The organism is Streptomyces sp. NPDC058092 (assembly GCF_042884935.1).
Classification (GTDB): Bacteria; Actinomycetota; Actinomycetes; order Streptomycetales; family Streptomycetaceae; genus Streptomyces.
Genome location: NZ_JBHVSY010000006.1, coordinates 131,179 through 153,136, shown reverse-complemented (window position 1 = coordinate 153,136; position 21,958 = coordinate 131,179). Strand labels below are relative to the sequence as shown.

The following is a 21,958-nucleotide window of genomic DNA, read 5'->3' as shown; positions in this document are numbered from 1 at the left end:
GACCGGATCGTGACCAAAGGGACGCTTCACGCGAAGCCTCTTCCGCACGGCGCCGAGGACACCGGCTCCAGTGCCCGCAGGGCAGAGAAAACCGGAGGGGCCGGAGGGCGGGAGGCCAGGAGGGGCCGGGGCCAGGACCGGGAGGCCGGGAGGGGGCCGGGGCCGGGAGGCCGGGAGGGGGCCGGAGTGCGGACAGGCCGGAGGCCGGACTCCGGGCAGCCGGTGACACCCGCTTCAACACGACACGTTTCTGCGTAGGGTCGGGTCCGGAGGCACTGTTCACACGGGTACCCACAACATGGAGGCACCTGAAGCCGCGTGAATTCCGCCAACGTCCGTACCGACACCAGCGAATGGGTCGATCCCACAAGGAGCGTCGACGGTGACAGTCAGCGGTGGTGAGTGGCCGTCGGCCTGGGGTGGTGGCGATCGTCGAGGTTCCGGATCGATCCGATCCAGCCGAGGCCGTCGCGGCTGCCCGGCTGTCATCCCAGGGCTGATCGTCGCGCGTCGGGGCCGCTGAACGGATGCGGATGGGGGACGGCGCGTGAGCGGGCCGACGGCCACGGCCCGCTCACGCAAGGTCAGTCGCCGGCCGGAGTGCCGCTCACCTTCAAGTGACGGACACGGCCCGCGTTGTCGAAGGATCCGAAGCCCACCCGGCCCGAGGCGAAGACCGGGTCGGTGGCCGTGATCAGCGGGTTGCGGCTGCCGTCCAGGTAGACGGCGGTCTCACCGGTGTCGGCGCAGTGGGTGAGCCGCACCTTGTGCCATCCGTCGTCCTTGATCGCCGGAGGTGCGCCGTAGGTTCCGTTCCACTGGTCATCGATGCGCAGCCGGTCGGCGTCGTTGACCGTGAACATACCGTTGTGCGGGTAGATGCTGTTGTCGCTCGACAGGTGCGTGTACTGGAACCGGGTGTCCGACTGATAGTCCCAGATGAGAATGACGTCACGGTTGGTGATCTCGACGGGGGTGTCGATCCGCACCTCCGCCTCGACGGTGACGGAGGAGTAGCGCGGGCCGGCGGTCAGGACGGCGTACTCGAAGGGGCGCCGCGGTCCCGGGCGGGCGACGCCCGGCTCGGTCAGGATCGTCTCGCGTTCGGTGTACGCCCACTTGGCCGGGGTGACCGGCGCCCAGTTGTCGGCCCCGGTGGTGTGGGTGGTGGGGGTGTTGCCGATCTCGCAGTCGGCGAAGGTGCGGGTCCCGGTCACCTTCCAGACCTTGCCGTTGGCCTTCGAGACGATGTACAGGCCGCCGCTGCGGTCGGAGCCGAAGCGCAGGTCGACACGTTGGTCACCGGCGAGGTCGCGCATGGTGACCGTCTTCCCGGTGGATTTGTCGAAGAGCATCAGCTGCTCGAGCGGCGCGAGGTCGGCGCCGCGGCGCATGTCGCGGGTGTCCGCGGCCAGGATCCGGCCGTCCACGAGGTCGCCGAAGATGTACTTTCCGCGCAGCGCCGGCGCGTCCTTGCCGCGGTAGACGGAGCCTCCGGCGATGGCGCGGCCCACATCCGACCGGCAGTTCCAGCCGGGTCCCGGGTCGTGGTCGTAGGCGGCGACCGGATAGGTGTAGCCGTACTGGGCGTCGTCGGCGGGGAGGGGAAGGATGCGGGCGCACGGGTCGGTGGTCTTCTTGTCGAATGCGAAGGGGCCCTCGCGCTCGCTCCAGCCGAAGTTGTCACCGGCCTTGACCTCGTACACCGACTCGATGGCGTGCTCGCCGATGTGGCCGAGATACATGCGGTGGCTGCCGCCCGCATCCCAGCTGAAGCGGTGCGGGTCCCGCATGCCGATGGCGTAGATCTCCCCGAGCGAACCGGGCTCACCGACGAACGGGTTGGACGCGGGGATGCCGTACCGGCCGTTGGCGCTGTCACGGCCCGCGGGGTCGATCCGCAGAAGTTTGCCGTGCGGGAGCGTCAGGTCCTGCGGCTCGCTGTTGCCGACACCCTGTCCTCCGTCGCCCACCGCGAGGTAGAGGAGGCCGTAGTCCTCGTCGTGGGGCTTGGCCGTCGGGTTGAAGTCGATCTGCTGAATGCCGTGGACCTGGCCGGTGAAGCCGATACGCAGCACCTCGCGATGGGTGCCGTGGAAGACGGCCGCGGAGGGGTCGTCGGCGGTCCACTCCGTGATGATGCCGTGATAGGTGAGCGTGCCGGCCTGCCGGTAATCGGGAGTCTCGGTGGCCTGCGAGGCGAGCTCGGTATGGATGGTGTAGAAGCGCCCGTTCGCTCCGAACTCCGGGTGGAATGCGGCGTACCCGAAGCCCTGACCGAGACCGCGGCCCGAGAAGAAGTGCGGGAATGCCGCCTTGACGTCCAGGTAGGGATGCGGGGTGCCCCCGGAGGGGCGCGTCGCGGCTCCCGGGTCGGTGAGGTACAGGGTGCCGTTGAGGTCGGGGGTCGCCATCCGGCCGGAGCCGTCGGGAAGTTCATTGATGGTGTTGATCCGGTCGTGGCGCATCAGGCGCGGATCCGTCGGCGCCGGGACGGGTTCCGACTTGGGGAACTGCGCGAACTCCTGCAGGACGAGGCCCGTTCTGGACTGGACGGGCTGCTGCGGAATGGGGTCGGTCAGAGCGGCTGTCGTTGCGGCAGGCTCGTCGGCATGGGAGGGCGCGGCGAGACCGCCCAGGGCGAGGGCTGCGACGACGGCCATGGCCGCCCAGCTCTTTCGATATGTACGTGGTGACGCCATGCGGATCCCTTCGGACTGGCGTGACAAGGAGGTAGGGAAAGGACGATCCAGGGACGAGAACGGTCAGCGGCCCCGCGTCATGCGCCGGTACTCCGCCGCCACCGTTCCGGCCGGAACCGGGCGGTTCAGGAACAGGAGGTCGTCCATGCGGCAGTCGCAGGCATTGCTCTCCCGGGTGTTCTGGGGAAAGCTTCCGCCGATCTTGATGCCGCGGGGATCGGTGGGCGAGGCGCGGTGGGGCGCCGGCGTGGTGGCGAGATCCCAGGGGTCGCCCGGCGTGACGTAGAAGCCGTCCAGGGGCTTGCCGTCGCGGTAGAGGGCGAGGGTGCCGTCACGGAAGTCGAACGTCGCAGCCAGGTGGACCCATTCACCGCGGGGCAGCAGTTCTTCCCAGGGAGCGGCGGCGGCGAAAGTCTGGGAGGCGCCGCTGTCCAAACGTCTCCCCAGTGCGACCAGCTTCAACTCACCCTTGACCTGGATGAGTTCGAGCAGCGCTCGCACCGCATGTCCGTCAGAGGTTCCGGACAGTACGCCGGCCAGCCCGATCGCGTTGTAACGGTCGTCCGGGTCGGCCGTGTTGGAGTTGAGGGCGGGATTGTCGCCCGTCATCTTGAACCAGCCCATGACGGTGGCGCCCCGGGCACTGTTGAAGGCCCCGAGCGACGACATGCCTTCGGCGTCCCAGGTCCCGGCCTTCCAGTCGTCGTTGCCCGTGGTGGCCGGGTTCTGCTGGCGTACCTGCAGGGCGGGCGAAGCGCCCGGGTACGCCTCGTCGGCCACGCGCATCGCGGAACCGCCGTTGATCAGGCTGAGCGTGGTGCCGGAACGCCCGATGTCCTGCTCGCGACCCGGGTCGGCGGGGTCCGGGTGTCCGAAGTCGTACGCCACCACGGCCTGGGCTCGCAGCGGAGTGTGAGCGGTTGAGGGGCGGGCCGCCTGGGCCGGAAACGTGGCGGCGGCAAGCAAGGCGGTCGCGGCGAGCGCGGCGACGGCGAGTGAGTAGCGTCTGGTGCGGGGCGGTGTCATACAGCCTCCCAGCGGCAGCGAAGGGGCAGCCGACCGGGGTTTCCCGATCGACAGAAAGCGCTTTCGTTCACGTCTGGGGACCATGTAACTCCCTCGCGACGGCCCTGACAATGGGCGTGTACTGGCCAATTTTTGAGCACCCTTCGGTGGCGGTGCGGACCGCCTTGCGGACGAGGATGCGGCCCGCGAGCGCCCCGTCGAGGCACAGATGCCGCTCCGCCAGCCCCCACTGCTGCCGTGGTGCCAGATCCTGCCCTGGCAGCTCTCACCGGAGAGTGGACGATCGACCCCGCGCACAGCAGGATCGGTTCTCTGTGCGGCACGCCCATGGTGACAACGGTGCGCGGCTCCTTCGCGGAGTACGAGAGCCGTCTCTATTTCGACGGCCGGAACCCTGCTCGCTCCCGGGCGGAAATCTCGCTGTACACCGCCAGCGTCGACACCGGAGTGGAGCAACGCGACGCCCACCTGGTAGGCCGTGATTTCCTGGACGCCGCGCAACATCCACGGATGGCCTTCACAAGCACCGCTGTACAACTCACTGGTAGGGACGTCTACCGCATGACCGGCGGCCTCACCATCAGGGGAACGACCCACCCCATGGTCCTGGACCTCACCTACATAGGTCACGTCACCGACCCGTTCGGCTACGAACGGGTCGGTTTCGACGGCGCCACCACCATCAACCGTTCCGACTGGGGCCTGACCTACAACGCCAGGCCGGCCGAGGGCAGGGCCATGGTAAGTGAGAGGCTCCGCCTTCAGTTCGACATCGCAGCCATCTGTTCCACCTCCTCCGACTGACCCGGGCAACCGGGCGTCGGGCACGGCCGAGCGAGTTCCTGGTGCAAGCCGGGGCGTAGGACCGGGCGCCGCTGCTCGCGGCTCACGGAGTCACAGCTGCGTCTCCCAACGGGCCATCAGCTCGTTGGCTACGGCCTCCCGACCCGCCGCCAGTACCGGTGAGCCGAAGGTGATCCTCCGGCTTCCTTGTCCGAGGGCTGTCATGCCCCACTCTCGCACCAGGGCCGTCCTCGCCGCGACGTCCCACGGTTTCGGGCCGATGCAGAGGCAGGCGGCGAGCCGGCTTTCGGCCGCTCCCACCAGGTCCATGGATATGGCCCCTTGCGTCCTGATCCGGTACGCCTTGTCGTACAGGCGGCCGATGAAGGCCCTATGCCTGGGATTCCCGGAGCCGGTACCGGTGATACCGATCACCGCCCGAGAACCCGGCGGCTGAAGAGCACACGTTCAGTGGACTCGGCGCAGGACGGCCCAGCTGCCCCAACCTGCGTCGGCTTCGAGGGCCTGCCATCTTCCGGGCAGGGCGGCGGCGACGTCTTCGGCGGGCAGGTAGAGCGGACCGTCCTCACCGAGCTGGTTGATCCACAGCACCACGCCGTCCGGTGCCAGGACACGGGCGATCTCAGCCGGGAACAGGAGCATGTCGATGGCGGCCACGGCCGCGACCCCGGCGTCGGCCACCGGCAGGGCGCTTGCGTCGGTTCGCACCCGCAGCGGTGATCGTGCGGCGGCCTGGCGCAGCATCTGCTCCGACAGGTCCATGCTGATCACTTGCGGGAACACGCCGCTGAGCAGCGGGGTGAACAGGCCAGTACCTGATCCGAGCTCCAAGCAGGGGCCTCCGGGGAAGGGTCCGCCGCGGTGCAAGGCGTCGCGCAACGGATCATCACGGCCGGTGGAGCGTGCGGTATCCCAGTCTGCGGCCAGCTCGTCGAACTGATCCGCGATGAAGCGGGCGGTCTCGGCGTTCCAGGACCGGTGCCCGCCAGCCAGCTCGCGGGCGAAGGCTCGGAAGGCCTCGGCCGTCCCCACCGGCGGGAGTGGTTTGCCGTCCGGGCTGGGCCACATGCGGGGCAGCGTGGAAGTCACAGGGTTTATCACAACAGACGGGCTACGGACACGCATCGACCCAGGGGTGGACAGGTCGGATCCACCCCAGGGTGGAGACCGGTGCCCAGATCATCGACGGCTGCCTTCAGAAACACGCACTTCTACTCCGCCGGCTCAACTGCCGGGGACGGTGGCCATTCCCGTGGTCCAGCGGCGGCCGAGGGCTGGTGAGTCGATCACGCCCAGGGAGGGCTGTCGGTCCTTGACGAATGCCAGCGAGAGTGCGTACCCGGGCGCGCCCCGGGTGAAGTTCAGCGTCCCATCGATCGGATCCAGCAGCCAGCATGTGTTCGGCAGCGGATCTCCGGTCGCTGACTCCTCGCCGATGACCGGGGTCTCGGGGGTGCGCTGCCTCGGGACGCGTCCGCCTCGGCGATCAGGTAAAACAGGGGCACGCTCAGGGGATCCGATCTCCGGATTGCGGTCGTCGAGCTGGAAGAGCGGCCCCACACAGCCACCGACCCTCCGCTGCCCGTCCCGTCCGGGCACGCAGCCCTGCGGCGACGGCCCGCGCGGACAGAGCGCGGAGGCGCGGTCGCAGGCTGTGGGCTTCTTGTGCGCGATGAGGTCCTCGACCGTGTCCCAGGTCTGCTCCGCGTTGTAGGCGAGATGGTCCAGTTGGTCGGTGCGGGCCGCCTCGGAGGGCCGTGACGAACAAGCGGGTCCCAGAACCGACAGGACGCCGAGCAGATGTGCGGCAGTGCTGCCGCGGGTGCTCACCACACAGGCGCACCGGTTCTCCCTGCTGTTCCCCTGGCGCACCGCACCTGATGCGCCGCGGTGCGAGCGGAACCCTCGAGGACAGGGTGGGCGGCACCCTGGAGGAAGAAGGTGTGAAGGCGGGAGAGGAGGCGTGATGCGGACCAGCGACGAGATCTATCACCGGGTCCGCTGGGACCCGCGGTTCGACCCGGCCCGGTTCGTGCTGGGGATCAGCCGGCGCGGGGACGCTCTCAAGCGCATCCCGCTGCCTTCTTTCGTACCCGGGGGCGACATCCCGTGGCACCGGGTGGTGTTCATCGAGGCGGACGGCGAGGTGGTCTGGGACCGGTCCACGGGTGTGGACCGCATCGACGCGTCGGGCGCCGGCCGGGTGCAGGACCGGCAAGCGGGCCTGAGCTTCGACACGAGCTCCGGCAGGGGCGAGCCCGCCGGCGTCCTCGACGTGCCCCCGACGGCCCGCACAGCGGTGGCCTGGATCCCGCCTGCGGAGCTGTGGCCACCGATCCAGGACATCCGCCGGGATTACGATCCGCAGATCCACCGCTGGCCGCCGCACGTCAACGTGCTCTTCGGCTTCGTACCGGAGTCCGACTTCGAGCGGGCCGCCCCGCTGCTCGCCGCGGCGACGGCCGAGACGCCGGTCTTCACCGCCCGGCTGGACGGGGTGCGCACCTTCCGGCACAGGGCGTACTTCACCGTGTGGCTCGACCCGACGGCAGCCGGCCAGGCGCCGTGGGCGGACCTGTACCGCGTACTGCAGCAGCGGTTCCCGCGCTGTCGTGGGCCCGCCAAGAACTTCACCCCACATCTGTCCCTGGGCCGGACCCGGGATCCGCGGCAAGTCACCGCCGACTGCGCCACCCGGCTCGACACCATGACGGCGACAGTCTGGGAGCTCGTCCTGCTCTCACGCACGGGCGACGGGCCGATGCGGCCACGGGCCACGGTCGCCCTGCGAACGGGCGAGGTCCGCCGACTGCCCGCGCCCGGCCCCGAAGCGCCGGGCCCGGAGGACACTGCCTGGCTCTCCGAGATCACCGACAGGTGAGGCACATGGCCAGGTGAGGCAAAGCGCCGCCCGGGATTCAGGTCGCATGGACGGAGTGTTCTGACGCCTGGAGGGGGGAAGACGGGGTCGGCCATACCCTCGTAGCGGGTGATGGCACCCAGGTCCTCCAGCGCGGCCAGTACCGGACGCAGATCGCGGTCGGCGTGTTCGAACCAGATGCCTGCGACACGGCTTTGACCCGTGTCACAGCCATGTCTCACATGGACGGGCAGCGCCGATCGCAAAGCGGACCTCACGGCACCACCGTCTCATCGCGCCAGCTGCAGGACTGGCGGGCCCTCTACACAACGAGATGTGGCCCCAGTGCAAGCACTGGGGCCACATCTCGTGAACCGACGAGGGACGATCTCGTGAACCTCCCAGTTGTTGTGGGCAACCGACGCAATTCGTTGACCTGCGGACACGCCCGGTCGTCAGGGTGATCGTTCCCAATGCTGTGGAGATCATTTCCCATGCTCGCGCGCAGGGTGGTCTGGCATGGGGTGCGGTCATCCCCCTCTTGGCCCGTGATCCGGTGATCCGACGGCGAGTCCACCGGTGAGCCTTTTCCAACCTCACGCTGGCGCATGATGAAGGACGAGGACGGCGTGGACGATCGCGGTGATGCGGTTGGTGCTGCAGCGGAGCTTCCGCAGGAGGCGGCGGGGCCCCGCGATCTGAGTCGCTGCGGGTCAGCGCAGGTGATTTCGCCAGCTCGCCACACGCCACGAATGTTGCACAAGGGACCGGGTCGCGCTGAGAGAGCGAAGGCGCTGGTGAGCTTCCATCGAGTCCTGAGCAGCCGCAATACCGCGCGACAGTGCCCTGTCGCGCACCCTCGGTTGAAACTTATCCACTAAGGAGTTTAGTCTCACCTCGGTCCTTCGAACTGTTGGTCACCCGCTCGGGGTGGCGGCGAAGGAACCGCCGCATCCGTGCCGTGCGGACGGAGCCGGGATGCCGGAATGGTCCTGGCGGGCGGCCGAGGAAGAAGGAGTTCGCCTCAGTGGCGTCCCATCGTCGTCCTAAGCAGCCCGGCCAGACCTATGCGACCGTGCTCACCGCGACCGCTGCGGCGGCCGTTGCGTTGTCGGCGCAGTCGGCTTCGGCCGACCCGCTTCCGGATCCGAGCAAAAAGGGTGTGCAGGCCCAAGTCGACCGTCTCTATGAGGAAGCCACGCAGGCCACCGAGAAGTACAACGGGGCCAAGGAGACCGCCGGCACGTTGGAGAAGGAGGTCAAAGACCTTCAGGAAACTGCAGCTCGTAAGCAGAGTGGTCTGAACGGCCTCCGGAACCAGATCGGTTCCATAGCGGCGGCTCAGTATCGCACCGGGGGGCTTGACCCCTCCGTCCAGTTGCTGCTGTCTTCGGACCCCGACGGGTTCCTCGACAAGGCGTCCGCGACGGATCGCCTGAGTGCGCAGCAGGTCGCCGCGCTCCAGCAGTACGAGTCGCAGCAGCGCGGTCTCCAGCAGCAGCGGCGCGAGGCTACGGAGAAGCTCCAGGACCTGCAGGGTGTCCGCAAGGGGCTGGGTGACAGGAAAAAGGAGATCCAGGGCAAGCTGGCGCAGGCCCGGAAGCTCCTCAACTCTCTGACGGCGGAGGAACGGGCCAGGATCGCAGAGAAGGAGGAGCGGGCGAACCGGTCCAGTGAGCGGGTGCAACTCGGCAACGAGGCCAGTGCGTCACAGCGTGCCGCAGCGGCGTTCAGCGCGGCCAAGAGTCGAGTCGGCCTTCCCTATGTATGGAGTGCTTCAGGACCCAACTCTTTCGACTGCAGCGGTCTGACCTCCTGGGCGTTCAACCAGGCAGGGGTGTCCATTCCCCGTACCTCGCAGGCTCAGGCCAACGTCGGTACGCGCATCAATTCACTGAGTGCACTCAAGCCGGGCGACCTCATCATCATGCGGACAGACCTTAGCCACGTGGGGTTCTACGCCGGCAACGGACAGATCTTGCACGCTCCGAAGCCGGGCGCCCAGGTGCGCTACGAGTCGATTGCGCGGAGTGGAATGCCGTTCATGTGGGGCGTACGTATCTGACCGCCGGCACGCGAGCACTGGGGCAGTTCAGCTCCACACCGTGCTGCACCCCTCGGGCAACGAGTGGTGCAGGCAGCGTCGGTTGAGATCGCCAAGGCCGCCTCCCATGCGGGTCGGTGAGCCTCGTGCGGCTGGCTCTGTTCACGAGAACGAGAACGGACAGCACCCGTCCATGATTTTGAGTTTGGGAGGCAGCCGACAGTGTGCCGGGATTCGAAATATTCACGGGCTCGGACAGCACTGATAGGCAGTGGCTCTGCTCAGGCGGCCTCAGGGCGTAGCCCTGGCCGGTGGAGTCTCATCGCCGCTGGCTGCGCAATCCTCCCCAGGGGTCCTCATGCCCGCTCAGTCAGCAGCGAGGATGCGGCAGATGTCGCCCTCGGTGCAGGTAGCGGGGTCGGTTGCGGAGGCGGTGTGGGTCAGCTCGCGCAGCATGGCGCGGGTCGCCTCCAGTTCGGCGATCCGGTGCTCGACGTCGGCGAGATGCCGGTCGAGGAGCTCGGTGACGTGACCGCAGGGCGGGCGGCCGCCGTCGCGGATCGCCAGGACGTCGCGGATCTCGGCGAGGCTGAGGCCGGCTGCCTGGGCGGAGCGAATGAAGCCGACCCGGGCCCGCGCATGGGCTGGGTAGTCGCGGTAGCCACCCGATGTGCGGGGTGGGTCCGCCAGCAGCCCGGCCTGCTCGTAGAAACGCAGGGTCTTGGGAGTGGTGCCGGTGGCGGCGGCGAGGGCTCCGATGCGCATGCCTCCACCGTAGCCCTTGACCTTCCAGCGCAGTGGAAGGTCTAGCGTGGGCCGCATGACCTGGAGGTGCTGCTGATGCACGTGGAGATGTTGACGGTTCCGGATTGCCCGAACGGCCCGGTGCTGCGGGAACGGCTGACCCTCGCCCTCGCGGGCCGCACGGACGCGGAGCTCACCGAGCACGTGGTCGACGACCAGCCGGAGGCGGAACGGCGCGGCATGCACGGTTCCCCGACGCTGCTGGTCGACGGCCGCGACCCGTTCGCCGCCCCGGGCGCCGCGGCCAGCGTGTCCTGCCGCCTCTACCGTGGCACGGACGGCCGGGTCGGCGGAGCGCCTTCCGTCGAGGAGCTACGGCGAGTACTCGGCGCTCCCGTGACCGGCGACGCGGACCGGGCTGCCGGCCGAGCCGGGCGGGGCCGTCTCGCCCCGATCGAGGGTGGCCTGCGGGCGGTGCAACAGGCCGTGGCCGTCCTGCGCTCCTTCGCCACCACCGGTGCCCCGCCCGAGCAGGCCGAGTTGAAGGCGGCGGCCGAGCCCTTCGCCGTACCGGCCACCCGGGTACTCGCAGAACTGGCCGCCGAGGACTTCCTCACCCTGGACGACACCGGTCACATCCAGGCCGCGTACCCGTTCTCCGTCACCGCCACCGAGCACGTCGTACGGATCGCCGGCGGGCCGACGGTGTGGTCGATGTGCGCGATCGACGCGCTCGGCATCCCGGTCATGCTGGGCTCCGACGCCGTCATCACCTCCACCGACCCGGTCACCGCTGACGCCGTCCGCGTGGAGTTCACCGGCGGAAAGACCACCTGGCAGCCGGCCGCCGCGGTGGTCTACTACGGCGCCGTCCCCGACACCGGCCCGGCTGCCGCCGTGTGCTGCGGCTACCTGCGCTTTTTCACCGGGCGCGCGACAGCCGAGCAGTGGACCGGGCAGCACGCCGACATCAGCGGCGCCGTCCTGGACCAGGCCGAGGCCGAGCGTCTGGGCGCGGACATCTTTGGCCCGCTGCTGGCTGCACCCGCGCAGTGATCGGGTCCTCCCCAAGGCGCGTCGTGCGGTCGTCGTCGGGGCGTTGCAGGAAGGGCCTTCGGGACACCGCAGGCACTCCAGCCTCTTCCTGTGACGAGCCCCCGCCCGGCCACCGCTGTGAGGCATCATGCAACCGCGTGCTGTTGGTGGTGTCCCCGTCACCGGGACCGTCAAGGGTTTCTGGGAAGCGGCGCGCCGCCGCGGACCGCCAGGATCAGCAAGGTGGGCCCAGCCGGGCGCCGCTTCTGCGGCCTTCGTGTTCAAGCAGTACGGCGTCGACATATTCATCTCCGGCCTGCATTCGTACAGGGTCATCCGGCCAGGTAAGAACGGCGTCAGTCGGCCATCCCCTCAGGCACCCCCGGGGGGTAAGGTGGTCGAACCTCGGCGAACGTGAGCACAGGTGGGAGACCATGACGACCCGGACAGCTCGCTGCGGCGGCAAAGCCGCCCGCAGAGCGTACGGGGTGCTCCTCACCCTGTGCGTCGCGCTGGCCGTGCTCGTCCACCATGAGACGTCCGCGACCGGAGTCTCCTCGGAGCAGAATTCCGTCCACGCGGTACATGCCACATCGGCTGAGGCCGCACAGTCCCTGTTGGGCTCTTCCACTCACAGTGCTGACACCGGTGGGTGCGCGACCCCTGGAATGCAGCACTGCACCACGGCGAGCGTCGACTCCGTACACCTCGCGGTGCCTGGGCAGAGCGGGTTCGCCTCCCTCCCCGACTTGCATCGCTCCACTGGGGGACGCTCCCCCGCCGGTACGGTCGACCGAGCTCCACCCGACTTGTCCGTCCTCTCTCGAATGCGCGTATAGGCCGACCGGACGGCACGCGCTGTGCCGTCCCTTCGCGACCGCATGGGCAGTTTCGAGATAGAGGACTCAACGAAATGAATAGCATCAACCGCCGCTCGGTCCTGCTCGCAGGGCTGGGAGTCGCTGGGGTCGGCACCCTCGCCGCCTGCAGTAACGGCTCCGGCAGCAGTGCCGGCCTGGTCAGTCCGTCCGGCTCGGTCGTCGCCGGCGCCGAGAAGAAGCGCGCCGGGACGGGACGGCAGCAGAAGCTCACCCTGACCGCGGCGCCCGCCAAGGTCGACCTGGGTGGTGGCGTCATGCCCAGGACCTGGGCCTTCGACGGCCGCACTCCGGGCAAGGAGGTCCGGCTCTCGGTTGGCGACACGCTGATTGCCGAGCTGTCGAACCAGCTTCCGAACAAGACGACCACGTCGATCCACTGGCACGGCATCGCGCTGCGTAACGACATGGACGGCGTGCCGCCCGCCACGCAGACGGCTGTCCGTGCCGGGTCCACCTTTACGTACCGCTTCATCGCGGACGCCCCCGGCACGTATTTCTTCCACCCGCACGTGGGCGTCCAGCTCGACCGCGGCCTGTACGCTCCGCTGATCGTCGACGATCCCAAGGAGACCCTCGCGTACGACGACGAGTGGGTCGTTGTCCTCGACGACTGGCTCGACGGCGTAACCGGGACCCCCGACGACGCCTTCGCCGAAGTCAAGCAGGGCATGGGCGGCATGGACATGGGCAGCAGCTCGAGTTCCACCAGCTCACACGGCGGCCACATGGGCGGGATGGACATGGGCGATTCCGCGGCCCCTTCTCCTTCGGGCTCTGCCTCGTCCGACGACATGTCGATGAAGTTCATGCTCATGGGCGCCACCAGCAAGCTGCTCGGTGGCGACGCCGGTGACGTGAAGTACCCGCACCACCTCATCAACGGGCGCGTGGCGAACGACCCTGACGTCTACACCGGCAGGCCCGGCAACAAGGTGCGCCTCCGGATCATCAACGCAGGCTCCGAGACCGCCTACCGAGTCGCCCTCGGCGAGCACAAGCTGACCATCACCCACACCGACGGCTTCCCGGTCCAGCATCGAGAGGTGGACACCCTGCTGATCGGCATGGGCGAACGCTACGACGTCCTTGTCACCCTCGGCGATGGACTGTTCCCGCTCGTGGCCCTGGCCGAGGGCAAAGACATGAACGGCCTGGCTCTGGTACGTACGGGCTCGGGCAGGAAACCGTCGGCGACCGTCCGCCCGAAGGAACTCGACGGCGTGTTCGTGACGTCGTCACAACTTCGCGCTGCCGACGACGTGCGGCTCAAGACCGCCAAGACCGACGTCACACACCAGATCAGGCTGAGCGGCGGCATGGAGAAGTACAACTGGACCATCAACGGCCATCCGTTCGACGTGGCCGACCCCGAAGCGAACCCGATCCTTGTCGAGAAGGGTCAGCGGGTACGGCTCGACTTCGTCAACGGCACCGACATGTGGCACCCGATGCACCTGCACGGCCACACGTACCAGCTCGGCGTATCCGGGCCACGCAAGGACACCGCGATCGTGCTGCCCAAGAAGAAGCTCTCCGTCTTCTTCGATGCCGACAACCCGGGCCAGTGGATGCTGCACTGCCACAACGCCTACCACGGCGAGGCCGGAATGATGGCGAACGTGGCCTACCGGGACTGACTCGCATCCGCACCGTCCGGACAGGCCCATTTCCTGGAAGGGGCCCGTCCGGACGAGATGGCGGAGGCGTGAGCCGAGGGTGATTCCTCAGCCTTCCGGCTTTCGAGCGACGCCGATGACGCACGGCGAGCTGGGCGTTGTGCGACCGTTGACGAGAAAGTCGAAGTGCCGTGCTTGTTCAATCGTGAATCCGGCGTCCATGATGGCCCGTTCGCTGTCCCGGTCGAGGTTGCAGCCTCCGCCGAGCAGCGGCCAAATGATGTTGATCCTGCGTTGCTTTCTCGCGAACCGGGGATCGGCGGAGCGGATGTGCTCGTAGAAGTAGAGCCGGCCGCCGGGCCGCAGTACGCGAGCGGCCTCGGCCAGCGCCCCTTCGACATCGGCGATGCTGCACAGGACGAGCGAGGCGACGACCCCGTCGACGGACCCGTCCGCCACCGGCAGATTCTCCGCCCGGCCCTCGCGGACCTCCACGAGAACGGATGAGTCGGCCGCCGCCCGCGTGGCGAGTGCCCGCAGTCGTGGCTCAGGTTCCACCGCGATGACCTTGCCCACTTGCGCTGGGTAATGCGGGAAGTTGGCTCCCGTGCCGGCGCCGACCTCGACGACGCAGCCCTTGGTGCCGGCGAGCAGTTCTTTGCGGTGCTCCACAGCGCCATGGGCTTCTGCGTAGGCGTTGATCTTCGGATAGATCCGCGCGAATAGTGGGTGCCTCACTCGTGACTGTCCGGCGGTAGCAGTGGGCATGACGGCAACTTCCTTCGGTAGGCGACAGCCTCAACCTACTACTCTCACGTAGTAGATACTATGCCTATGTAGTAGATGAATTGGTTCAGCCAGGCATGCAGCTCAGCGGTGTGGCGCCGATCAGCACCACTGAGCCTGCAAGTAACCAGGCGTACGCGGCGATTCCCGCGAGGGAGACGGCCACCCGCCATCGAGCAGGAGGCGCAGGTCGTGGTGGCAGGCCCGCTTCGAGCCGGGTGATCCGCGCGTCGAACAGCTCCGTGGCTCCCATGCCGCTGATGGGAGCGGTCACCGCCCAGTCGGGCATGTCGGACACCTTGAGCAGTGCCCCTGCGACCGCCGAGGTACCGCAGCGCGCGACCGCTTGGCGATCTGCGGCGAGTTCACGGTCGACTGCGAAGCCGGCCCGCAGGTGACCCAGCAGCGGAAGCGTGAAGTGGTGTGCTGTCAGGAGACCGGCGATCAGCGCTCTGAGTGGGTCGCGACTGCGGACGTGCTTTGCCTCGTGGGCGAGAACCGCAGTGAGTTCGCGCTCGGTAGCCAACGTTACGAGGCCGCTGCTGATGGCAACCCGCGGGAAGAGAAGTCCGTGGGTAAATGCGAACGGCATCGTGGACTCGATCACCGTCACGCGGCCTGTCAGGCGTGCGCGCCCGGCGGCGTTGTGGAGTTCAGTCTTGTACGCGGCGTTGCTGTCCATGCGAATGCGGAGCTCCCGGCTCATAGCTCGAGTCGCCCGCAGGCCCTTCTACAGTCGAACCGTCGACCGCACGCCGCCTACAGCGGAAAGCGCCAGCAGTAACCCGCCTGCCCAGACGGAGCCGAGGCTCACGCTGTCCCGGCCGTGATGTGTGAACTGCCAGGTGATGGCCATGGCCAGGCAGCACGCGACGTAAACCACTACTGCGCGGATGGCGACCGAGACCGAGACCAGCGTCCAGAATGCGAGGTTCCCGCGGTCGACCGCTGTCGGGCCGTTCACGACCGCTCATCCAACAGGCGCCGCAACCGCTCACGGAGCCCCGGATCGAGGGCTGCTTCCGCGGCGAAGTGCGCGACTGCGGCGTCCCCATGAGTGCGCAGCACCTCGCGTACGGCGAGCGCAGCCTCGTCCAAGACGGTCGGCGCGTAGACGTAACCGCGGCCTTGCCGGGCCCGGCTGAGAACGCCCTTTTCGGCGAGCCGGGCCATCACCGTCATAGCCGTCGTATAGGCGAGCGGCTGGGCCCGGTCCAAGTTCAGCCGGCTCAGCACCCGTCGGACGGTGACCGGATGCCTCTCGTCCCAGCAGACTCGCATGACCTCGCGCTCAAGCGCTCCCAGGGTCATCGGCACCACCTTCCTGGAATGATTTCTACTACATGAGCGTAGTACACCTGGCCGCGAGGGCGGGCAGCCGGCAGGGCTGTAACGACGTGATGTATGCCGACCGGGCATGGTGCTGCTCTCGGAGGGCGTACCTCGATGTGCTTCTGTGGTCTTCAGGAAGCGAGCGGCGCGAGTTCTGCAAAGGTCTTTCCGCCGTCGCGTGACTCGTACACACCGGTTTGTGTCGCGGCGAGGATGTGGTCGCCGTCTGCGGCGGTGAGCGCCTGCGGTGCTCCGCCGGGCACGGTCGTGAGCTGCTTCCACGTTGTGCCGCCGTCGTCGCTGCGACTCAGCTTGCCCAACGTGTCAATGCCGAACAGAGACTTCTCCTCGGGCCAGGACAGAAAAGCCTGGACCGGCCCTGCAGCCTTGCCGAAGGTGCGTCCGCCGTCGTTGCTGGTGACGATGCCCTCGGCCGTCGTGGCCAGCACCGTGTCGGCCCTGGTCGGGTCCACCGCGAGATCAAGGGCGCTCAGCACTGCCCGGTCGTCCCAGTTCTTGAGGTCGTTGCTGACCCTGATTCGCCCGTTCTCGTACCCGAAGACCGTGCCCTGGGCCGAGTCCAGGGAGTGGAAGTCGGCCTGGCCTGACAGCGACTGGGGTGCCCAGGTGCGGCCCGCGTCCTCGGTCTTGATCAGGCCGAGGTTGGCCGGACGGCCGCTGCCCGGCGCTCCGTGTCCACTGGCGATGAAGGCGTTCTTGCCCGTCACTGTGAAGCCCATGAAGTCATCCTTGCGATCGCCTACGAGCTTTGGCTGCTGGTCTTCGGCGACTGTGTAGAGGCCGTCGTGGGTTGCGACATACATGCGGCCATCAGCCGGGTCGACGCCGAGACCGTGCACATGCGAGAGCGCCGGCGTCGAAGCCGACGCCTCGCCCGTCTCGGACGCCTCGCCCCCGCAAGCGGTGAGGACGAGAAGAGCAAGCGCGGTGCCGCCGGCAGCGAGCAGGGTGCGGGTTGCCGGTAGTGCTGTCACAGAAGCTCCTAGGGTGATACGAGTTTGGTGCTCAGGTGCCAGGGCGCCACGCAGAGCGAACGCTGTGGAGACGGGTGATGCCGAAGTCTTGGTCACGGTGTGGAGCGTGGATGGCCCGTGTGACTGCCCCCTTTGCAGCCGGTCTTTGGCGGCGCCGGTACCCCGTACGGAAGTGGTCGGCCACGCACCGTTGGGTGGCATCGGCCGACGGTTCGTTCCCAATCCGGACCCCTCTGGGTGACTGTGGTCAGCCGAGACCGGGCGGGCAGGCCACCAGCAGCGGGAGCACAGGAACCGCCGCAGCCATGACAGCGACGGACCACCACAGCGCGGGGTGCGGCGCTTCGCGCGGTCCCAGGACCCGCTTCGCGCGGATCAGGACGGATTGGCCGCCCGCTGAGAACGCTCCCTGCGGGGTCTGCGCCGCAGCCATCTCGTACATCGCGGTGACGAGCACCTCGTGGGAGTGGCTGCGCAGTGCGCGATCGTCCGCGACCATCTCCAGCAAGAGCGCTGTCTGCTCCCGGACGTGGCGAGCCAGCGGCAGCCGACGGAACACGGAGTGGAAGGCCTCAGCAGCGGCCAGCGCGAGGTGGTGATGGCCCGCGATGTGCGCCTGCTCGTGCTTCAGTACGGCATCGAGCTGCTCGGGCGTCAATCGGTGTACCGCCGCGTCGCTGATCACGATCCGTGGGCGGCGGCCGGGCAAGCAGTACGCGGCGGGAACGTCGTACGGCAGGACTGTGGCACGCAGCCGGGCCGAGTGGCGGCCCACCAGGTCCACGGCTTCCCGATGCCGTGCTCGGGCTCTGCATGCTCGTACGACGTGCCAGGAGAAGCTCGCGACCAGGGCGAGCGCGAGGACAGCCGGCAGAGCGATGGCGAGCCGGTGCGCCGTGCCGGGATCGGGCCGACCCGCACTCGCCTCCAGTCCGCAGAAGTGCAGCAGGCCCACCAGGCCGGCGTGCAGATGCTCGGTCGGCAAGGCGAGGCCGTAAGCGGTGAGCGTGGCAGCGACCGAGAACGAGACCGCCAGGGCTTGCCACACCGCTGCCGCCAGGGCGGGAGCGCGATAAGGCCAGCTGCTGCGCAGCAGCACTCTCGGGGCGATGAATCCGACGGCTGCCGTGTAGCCGATCAGAGCAGATGCCGAGATCACGGCTTGGCCTGTCGCCCTACGCTGCGAAGCGCCCTGCGGAGGGCGGCTACCTCGTCCTCCGACATGCCCTCGACGAAATGCACCAGCGCCGCCGAGCGGTCCTTGCTGGCCCCGAGGCCGTCCTCCATCAGCGCGGCAGCGTACGCCTCGCGGCTGCGGACCGGTGTGTACAGCCAGGCACGTCCCTCCTTTCCGCGCGACAGCCAGCCCTTGGAGTACAGGATGTTGGTGACGGTCATCACGGTGGTGTAGGCGAGAGGGCGGGTCTCGTTGATGTCATTGACGACCTCGCGCACAGTCGCAGGACGATTCCACGTCCAGAGGCGATCCATGATCTCCGCCTCAAGGTCCCCCAGCCGCCGCATTGCTCTGCCTTCCTTCCGTCGCCCAGTACGCAGCTCCATAGTAGACGGGCGTCCGTTCAGGCCTCGCGTACAGATACCGAGAAGGAGACACGCGCCACAGATTCGAGAGAGTGCCCAACCGACGGGCTTCACGGCCGTTTCGCAGCGACTGCATGTCATGCCGGACACGTAGTACGCCTCCTTCAACGCGTCGGACTCCGCACTTCCGTGGCGAATACCCCGGGCCGGTCTTTGGCCCCGCGTCGACCCCGGTGGCGGCCGGGATGCGAGGGACCAGTGATCCGTGCACGATGAGGCCGTGACACGCCTCGGCCAGAACGAGGCACGTGCGGGCACTGTCCCGTCCCAGCGCCGGACCGCGGGACTCGAAGGGGCCGGGCCCGGCCCGGCCGGCGGTCAGGACGCCGCGGCGGCCACCCCCACCGGTGGGAGTGGCCCCAGGCAGAAGGCGGCACCGCCCGGTGGCCAGCAGCCGACGCTGTACGAGCGCGTCGAGGCCCTCCTGGTGAGGTTCAGGCCCGGTGCTCCCCAGACCGCCCGGGGCATCGCCCAGGAGATCGGCCACGCGAACCTGCGGAGCCTGCGGCCCGTTCTGGACCGGATGGCCGTGCAAGGGGTGCTGGTGAAGACCGAACTCCATCCGCGCCGCGCCACCTGGCTGGTCGAGCGCATGAACATTCCCATCCCGCTGCCCGTCCTGCTCGCGGCGGCCGGCCTCGACTCGCTCCACGCCCTCTCCCGCCTCCTGCCCTACCTCAAAGGCACCGGCGCCGAGCAGGCCTATACCATCCTCAGGGAGATGCCGTGACCCCCGCCCCGTCCCGCACGTCCACACCGGCGCACCGCCCTGGCTGCACCAGCTGCGCGAACGCCGCCAGAGCGTCAGAGCCGCCGACTTCACCCGCGCCCGCCAGCTCGTCGACCGCTCCGGCATCATCCCCCTGCTCCACCAGGCGCAGCAGCGCGCCCGCAAGTCCAATGCCGGGCACACCCGCACCGTCAGCCTGGAGGCCCTGTTCATCGCCATGACCCTGGACTCCTGGCGCAACCAGGGACGCGTCGTCCTGGCCGAGGTCGCCGACATCCTCGCCCAGCAGCTCACCCCCGCCGCACGCGCCCAACTCGCCCTGCCCACCTGGCCAGACGACACCGACGGTTTCGAGTCCGCGTACCTGGCCGTGCGGCGCACTTTCCACGCTGCCGAGGCCGTCATGGACCCCTCCCCTCTGCCCAAGCACCGCCTCCCGCGCGCGGAGGCCCTGCGTCTGGAGCCAACCCGCCCGCCGCCGCCCTTCCAACCGCCACAAGCTCAGGAACCCCCACCGCTGGACCCCGGGCGGCTACCTCCCCGACAACACCCCGGAAACCTGACCCACCCCACCCCCCACACCCCACCTGAACAGCACAAACACATCTGGCCCTCTGCGAACCCGCAGAGGGCCAGACCCATATCCACCACAACAACAAAACCGGTCAAAGCGACAAAGTGTCGCTTTGACCGGCTCCATTTGGTCGGTTGACCCTGGTGTCCGAGGGGGGACTTGAACCCCCACGCCCGATAAAGGGCACTAGCACCTCAAGCTAGCGCGTCTGCCATTCCGCCACCCGGACCAGGTGGTCGGCCCCGGTTTCCCGCGGCGACATGGAAAACAATACCAGGGGTTCGGGGTGGCTCTCACCTGCGTTTCCGGTGGTCAGTGCGGTGCGGTGGACGTCCCCGGCGCGATCCGGCGGACTTCCCCCTGCCGTACGTACGGTCCGTCGCGGCACGCGTACGCACGGTGTCGGCCGGCGGTCACGGCATCAGGTGACGGTCCGGGAAATTGCCCGGCAGCCGCTCCCCCGCGGGGCCGTCCGTCACCGCGCGTACCAGCGGTTCTCCGCCCACGAACGCGCCCTGCCAGGAGGCGCCGAAGCTGAACTGCAACGCCACCAATTACGGTCTGGTGTACAGCGGAAAGCTGATCAGCGGGCTCTTCGGCGGTGGCCTCGGCGCCATGGTGGTCGACGCGTGGGGCTACAACGGTGCCTATGCTCTGGCCGGCGGTATTTCCATGGTGGCGGCGTGCATCGCGCTGATGCTGAGGCAGCCGGGCCGGCCGAGGGTGCGGGACATCGCCCCGAATCCGCAGCCGATCAGCCGGGAAGCCGTCCGACCGGTGCCGCAGGAGCGGATCTCCGGGCACCACAAGGGCGCGTTCATCATCACCGGATCGGGGAGGACGACCGGCGGATCCTCGGCCGGTCCCGGGGTTGGTCGCGCAGTTCGCGGTGCTGGTCAGGCACCGTACGCTCCTGGTGACTGCCGTGGAGCGTACGGTGCCTGACGTCACCGGGCGGGCGTTTGCGCTGTTCCCCGGTGTTCAGGAATTCGGGGTGAGGCGCGGACCGCTCCTCCGGTGCCGCCGATGGTTCTACTTGCGCAGCGCCGCCAAATTGTCGTAACCGGTCCGCGCATGGTTCAGGGACTGCGCGGGGACGGTCGAGCTCGGTGCGTTGTCCTGCTCGACCATCGGGTTGTGATAGTTCTTCGCCCCGACGCGGCGGAAGAACGTCCGGTAGTCGATGACCCCGGTACCGAAGGGGACCATGTCGTAGCCTTGACCGTTGGTTGTGTTGACGATGCCGTCCTTGGCGTGGAACAGCGGGTAGCGCTTGGTGTTGCCGCGGACCAGTGCCGCCGGGTCGAAGATGTTCTCCTGCTGCGATCCGTCGTGCGCCGTGTAGGTGTGGAACTTGTACTGGGCGACGTGCGCCCAGAAGATGTCCATCTCCAGCCATACGGACTTCGGGTCGGTGACCTGAAGGAAGTACTCGAGCTTGCGGATGCCGGAGCTGCGGGTGGGGCGGCCCTGCGCGTCCAGCGGACCGCCGTCGAGCAGGAAGCCGTAGGCCGCGTCGTGGTTGTGGGTGTACAGCTTGATGCCCGCACCCTGAGCGATCCGTCCCAGCGTGTTCCACTTGTCGGCGGCCACGTCCCAGTCGGCGCGGTAGGCGCTGCCGGTGGGGTCGCCGCCGGTGCCCATGTGTTCCATGCCGAGGATGTTCGCTATCTCGAGGTGGCGCTTGAACTGGTCCAGGTCGCTCTGGCTCAGCGGCCAGGACGACGGGATGAAGCCGTGGTTGCCCTGGGCGCGCAGACCGTAGTCGTCCAGCCACGAGCGCAGCAGCTTCGCGCCTTCCACCGATTCGAGGTTGCTTCCGCCAGGTGCGTTGGCGTGCTGGCCGTACCCGGCGAACTCGACCTGCTGGTAGCCGTAGCGGGCCAGCTCCCTGAAGACCTCGCGGAAGCCGGAGGGAAGGTCGGTGGCAAGCGGATCCCGGCCCGTGGCGTCGCGCACGGTGTACAGGATGATTCCTCGTTTCGCCGCCGGGACCAGAGCCTGGCCGACGCCCCGCCCGTTGCTGGAGGCGGTCTGGGCGAGGGCCGGCGACGCGCCGAAGGCGGGCGCGGCGATCGCCGCTGCCGCAGCGGCCGTGCAGGTGCTCAGAAAGCGGCGGCGACTGACGCCGAGGCTGCGGCGCAGGGCGCCGTCCGTTCCGGATTCGTCGTTGTACGCGGTCACGGTCTCTCTCTTTCTCGAAGATGCTCGAAACGCTGTGCACGGA

At 68.4% G+C, this 21,958-nt stretch carries 20 protein-coding genes, 1 tRNA gene and 3 pseudogenes; 7 read left to right on the top strand and 17 right to left on the bottom strand.

Annotation, left to right across the window (positions count from 1 at the left end):
- Positions 1 to 584 precede the first annotated feature (584 nt).
- Complete coding sequence (locus tag ACFVV1_RS12610) at positions 585 to 2,663, bottom strand: PQQ-dependent sugar dehydrogenase (RefSeq protein WP_389988682.1); 2,079 nt, start codon at positions 2,661 to 2,663, stop codon at positions 585 to 587.
- Positions 2,664 to 2,765: 102 nt separating this feature from the next.
- Positions 2,766 to 3,728: a hypothetical protein gene (locus tag ACFVV1_RS12605; protein WP_389988680.1), complete on the bottom strand. Its 963-nt coding sequence runs from the start codon at positions 3,726 to 3,728 to the stop codon at positions 2,766 to 2,768.
- A 237-nt stretch (positions 3,729 to 3,965) separates the two neighbouring features.
- Between ACFVV1_RS12605 and ACFVV1_RS12600 the strand changes: the two genes are divergently transcribed.
- A complete protein-coding gene (locus ACFVV1_RS12600; RefSeq protein WP_389988678.1) occupies positions 3,966 to 4,532 on the top strand; it encodes a YceI family protein in 567 nt (188 codons plus the stop codon).
- Between the two features lie 90 nt (positions 4,533 to 4,622).
- Here ACFVV1_RS12600 and ACFVV1_RS12595 read toward each other — a convergent pair whose 3' ends face one another.
- The 3 genes from ACFVV1_RS12595 to ACFVV1_RS12585 form a co-directional block, all read right to left on the bottom strand.
- Positions 4,623 to 4,841, bottom strand: a complete 219-nt coding sequence (locus tag ACFVV1_RS12595; protein ID WP_389988675.1) for a hypothetical protein — start codon at positions 4,839 to 4,841, stop codon at positions 4,623 to 4,625.
- A 138-nt stretch (positions 4,842 to 4,979) separates the two neighbouring features.
- Entirely contained in the window at positions 4,980 to 5,600 is a 621-nt protein-coding gene (locus ACFVV1_RS12590; RefSeq protein ID WP_389988672.1) for a methyltransferase domain-containing protein, read from the bottom strand.
- A gap of 156 nt (positions 5,601 to 5,756) precedes the next feature.
- Complete coding sequence (locus ACFVV1_RS12585; protein WP_389988669.1) at positions 5,757 to 6,365, bottom strand: inositol monophosphatase family protein; 609 nt, start codon at positions 6,363 to 6,365, stop codon at positions 5,757 to 5,759.
- 133 nt (positions 6,366 to 6,498) lie between these two features.
- Between ACFVV1_RS12585 and ACFVV1_RS12580 the strand changes: the two are divergent.
- Positions 6,499 to 7,335 (top strand): annotated as a pseudogene (locus ACFVV1_RS12580) (RNA repair domain-containing protein); the annotation flags it as partial.
- 653 nt (positions 7,336 to 7,988) lie between these two features.
- Here the strand turns inward: ACFVV1_RS12580 and ACFVV1_RS12575 are convergent.
- Positions 7,989 to 8,075: pseudogene (locus ACFVV1_RS12575) on the bottom strand (IS5/IS1182 family transposase); the annotation flags it as partial.
- Positions 8,076 to 8,419: 344 nt separating this feature from the next.
- Between ACFVV1_RS12575 and ACFVV1_RS12570 the strand changes: the two are divergent.
- Entirely contained in the window at positions 8,420 to 9,457 is a 1,038-nt protein-coding gene (locus tag ACFVV1_RS12570) for an NlpC/P60 family protein (RefSeq protein ID WP_389988666.1), read from the top strand.
- Between the two features lie 345 nt (positions 9,458 to 9,802).
- On the opposite strand, the gene ACFVV1_RS12565 is transcribed toward ACFVV1_RS12570, so the two are convergent.
- Positions 9,803 to 10,201 carry a heavy metal-responsive transcriptional regulator gene (locus ACFVV1_RS12565; protein ID WP_389989075.1) on the bottom strand — a complete coding sequence of 133 codons (399 nt, stop codon included), beginning with the start codon at positions 10,199 to 10,201 and terminating at the stop codon, positions 9,803 to 9,805.
- 75 nt (positions 10,202 to 10,276) lie between these two features.
- Between ACFVV1_RS12565 and merB the strand changes: the two genes are divergently transcribed.
- On the top strand, positions 10,277 to 11,236 hold the full coding sequence (gene merB / locus ACFVV1_RS12560; RefSeq protein WP_389988663.1) for an organomercurial lyase: 960 nt from the start codon (positions 10,277 to 10,279) through the stop codon (positions 11,234 to 11,236).
- Between the two features lie 892 nt (positions 11,237 to 12,128).
- Entirely contained in the window at positions 12,129 to 13,733 is a 1,605-nt protein-coding gene (locus ACFVV1_RS12555; RefSeq protein WP_389988660.1) for a multicopper oxidase family protein, read from the top strand.
- 87 nt (positions 13,734 to 13,820) lie between these two features.
- Here the strand turns inward: ACFVV1_RS12555 and ACFVV1_RS12550 are convergent, their stop codons facing one another.
- The 7 genes from ACFVV1_RS12550 to ACFVV1_RS12520 form a co-directional block, all read right to left on the bottom strand.
- On the bottom strand, positions 13,821 to 14,480 hold the full coding sequence (locus ACFVV1_RS12550) for a class I SAM-dependent methyltransferase (protein WP_389988657.1): 660 nt from the start codon (positions 14,478 to 14,480) through the stop codon (positions 13,821 to 13,823).
- 85 nt (positions 14,481 to 14,565) lie between these two features.
- Positions 14,566 to 15,180, bottom strand: coding sequence for a M56 family metallopeptidase (locus tag ACFVV1_RS12545; protein ID WP_389988654.1), 615 nt, complete (start codon positions 15,178 to 15,180; stop codon positions 14,566 to 14,568).
- A gap of 48 nt (positions 15,181 to 15,228) precedes the next feature.
- Positions 15,229 to 15,462 carry a hypothetical protein gene (locus ACFVV1_RS12540; protein WP_389988651.1) on the bottom strand — a complete coding sequence of 78 codons (234 nt, stop codon included), beginning with the start codon at positions 15,460 to 15,462 and terminating at the stop codon, positions 15,229 to 15,231.
- Complete coding sequence (locus ACFVV1_RS12535; RefSeq protein ID WP_389988648.1) at positions 15,459 to 15,809, bottom strand: BlaI/MecI/CopY family transcriptional regulator; 351 nt, start codon at positions 15,807 to 15,809, stop codon at positions 15,459 to 15,461. Before ACFVV1_RS12535 ends, ACFVV1_RS12540 begins: the two co-directional genes overlap by 4 nt.
- Before the next feature lie 152 nt (positions 15,810 to 15,961).
- Positions 15,962 to 16,825 (bottom strand): F510_1955 family glycosylhydrolase, encoded by an 864-nt coding sequence (locus ACFVV1_RS12530; RefSeq protein WP_389988645.1) that lies wholly within the window; start codon positions 16,823 to 16,825, stop codon positions 15,962 to 15,964.
- A gap of 247 nt (positions 16,826 to 17,072) precedes the next feature.
- Positions 17,073 to 17,984: a M56 family metallopeptidase gene (locus tag ACFVV1_RS12525; protein ID WP_389988642.1), complete on the bottom strand. Its 912-nt coding sequence runs from the start codon at positions 17,982 to 17,984 to the stop codon at positions 17,073 to 17,075.
- Positions 17,981 to 18,349 (bottom strand): BlaI/MecI/CopY family transcriptional regulator, encoded by a 369-nt coding sequence (locus ACFVV1_RS12520; RefSeq protein WP_327276887.1) that lies wholly within the window; start codon positions 18,347 to 18,349, stop codon positions 17,981 to 17,983. The genes ACFVV1_RS12525 and ACFVV1_RS12520 overlap by 4 nt, the downstream gene beginning before the upstream one ends.
- 298 nt (positions 18,350 to 18,647) lie before the next feature.
- Between ACFVV1_RS12520 and ACFVV1_RS12515 the strand changes: the two genes are divergently transcribed.
- Positions 18,648 to 19,157, top strand: a complete 510-nt coding sequence (locus tag ACFVV1_RS12515; protein WP_389988639.1) for a hypothetical protein — start codon at positions 18,648 to 18,650, stop codon at positions 19,155 to 19,157.
- On the opposite strand, the gene ACFVV1_RS12510 is transcribed toward ACFVV1_RS12515, so the two are convergent.
- On the bottom strand, positions 19,141 to 19,545 hold the full coding sequence (locus ACFVV1_RS12510; protein WP_389988636.1) for a hypothetical protein: 405 nt from the start codon (positions 19,543 to 19,545) through the stop codon (positions 19,141 to 19,143). The two genes, ACFVV1_RS12515 and ACFVV1_RS12510, sit on opposite strands and share 17 nt — an antisense overlap.
- 327 nt (positions 19,546 to 19,872) lie before the next feature.
- Positions 19,873 to 19,960: transfer RNA gene (locus tag ACFVV1_RS12505), tRNA-Leu, on the bottom strand.
- A 308-nt stretch (positions 19,961 to 20,268) separates the two neighbouring features.
- Between ACFVV1_RS12505 and ACFVV1_RS12500 the strand changes: the two are divergent.
- Positions 20,269 to 20,499, top strand: a pseudogene (locus tag ACFVV1_RS12500) (MFS transporter); the annotation flags it as partial.
- A 264-nt stretch (positions 20,500 to 20,763) separates the two neighbouring features.
- On the opposite strand, the gene ACFVV1_RS12495 reads toward ACFVV1_RS12500, so the two are convergent.
- Entirely contained in the window at positions 20,764 to 21,915 is a 1,152-nt protein-coding gene (locus ACFVV1_RS12495; protein WP_389988633.1) for a sugar phosphate isomerase/epimerase family protein, read from the bottom strand.
- Positions 21,916 to 21,958 lie beyond the last annotated feature (43 nt).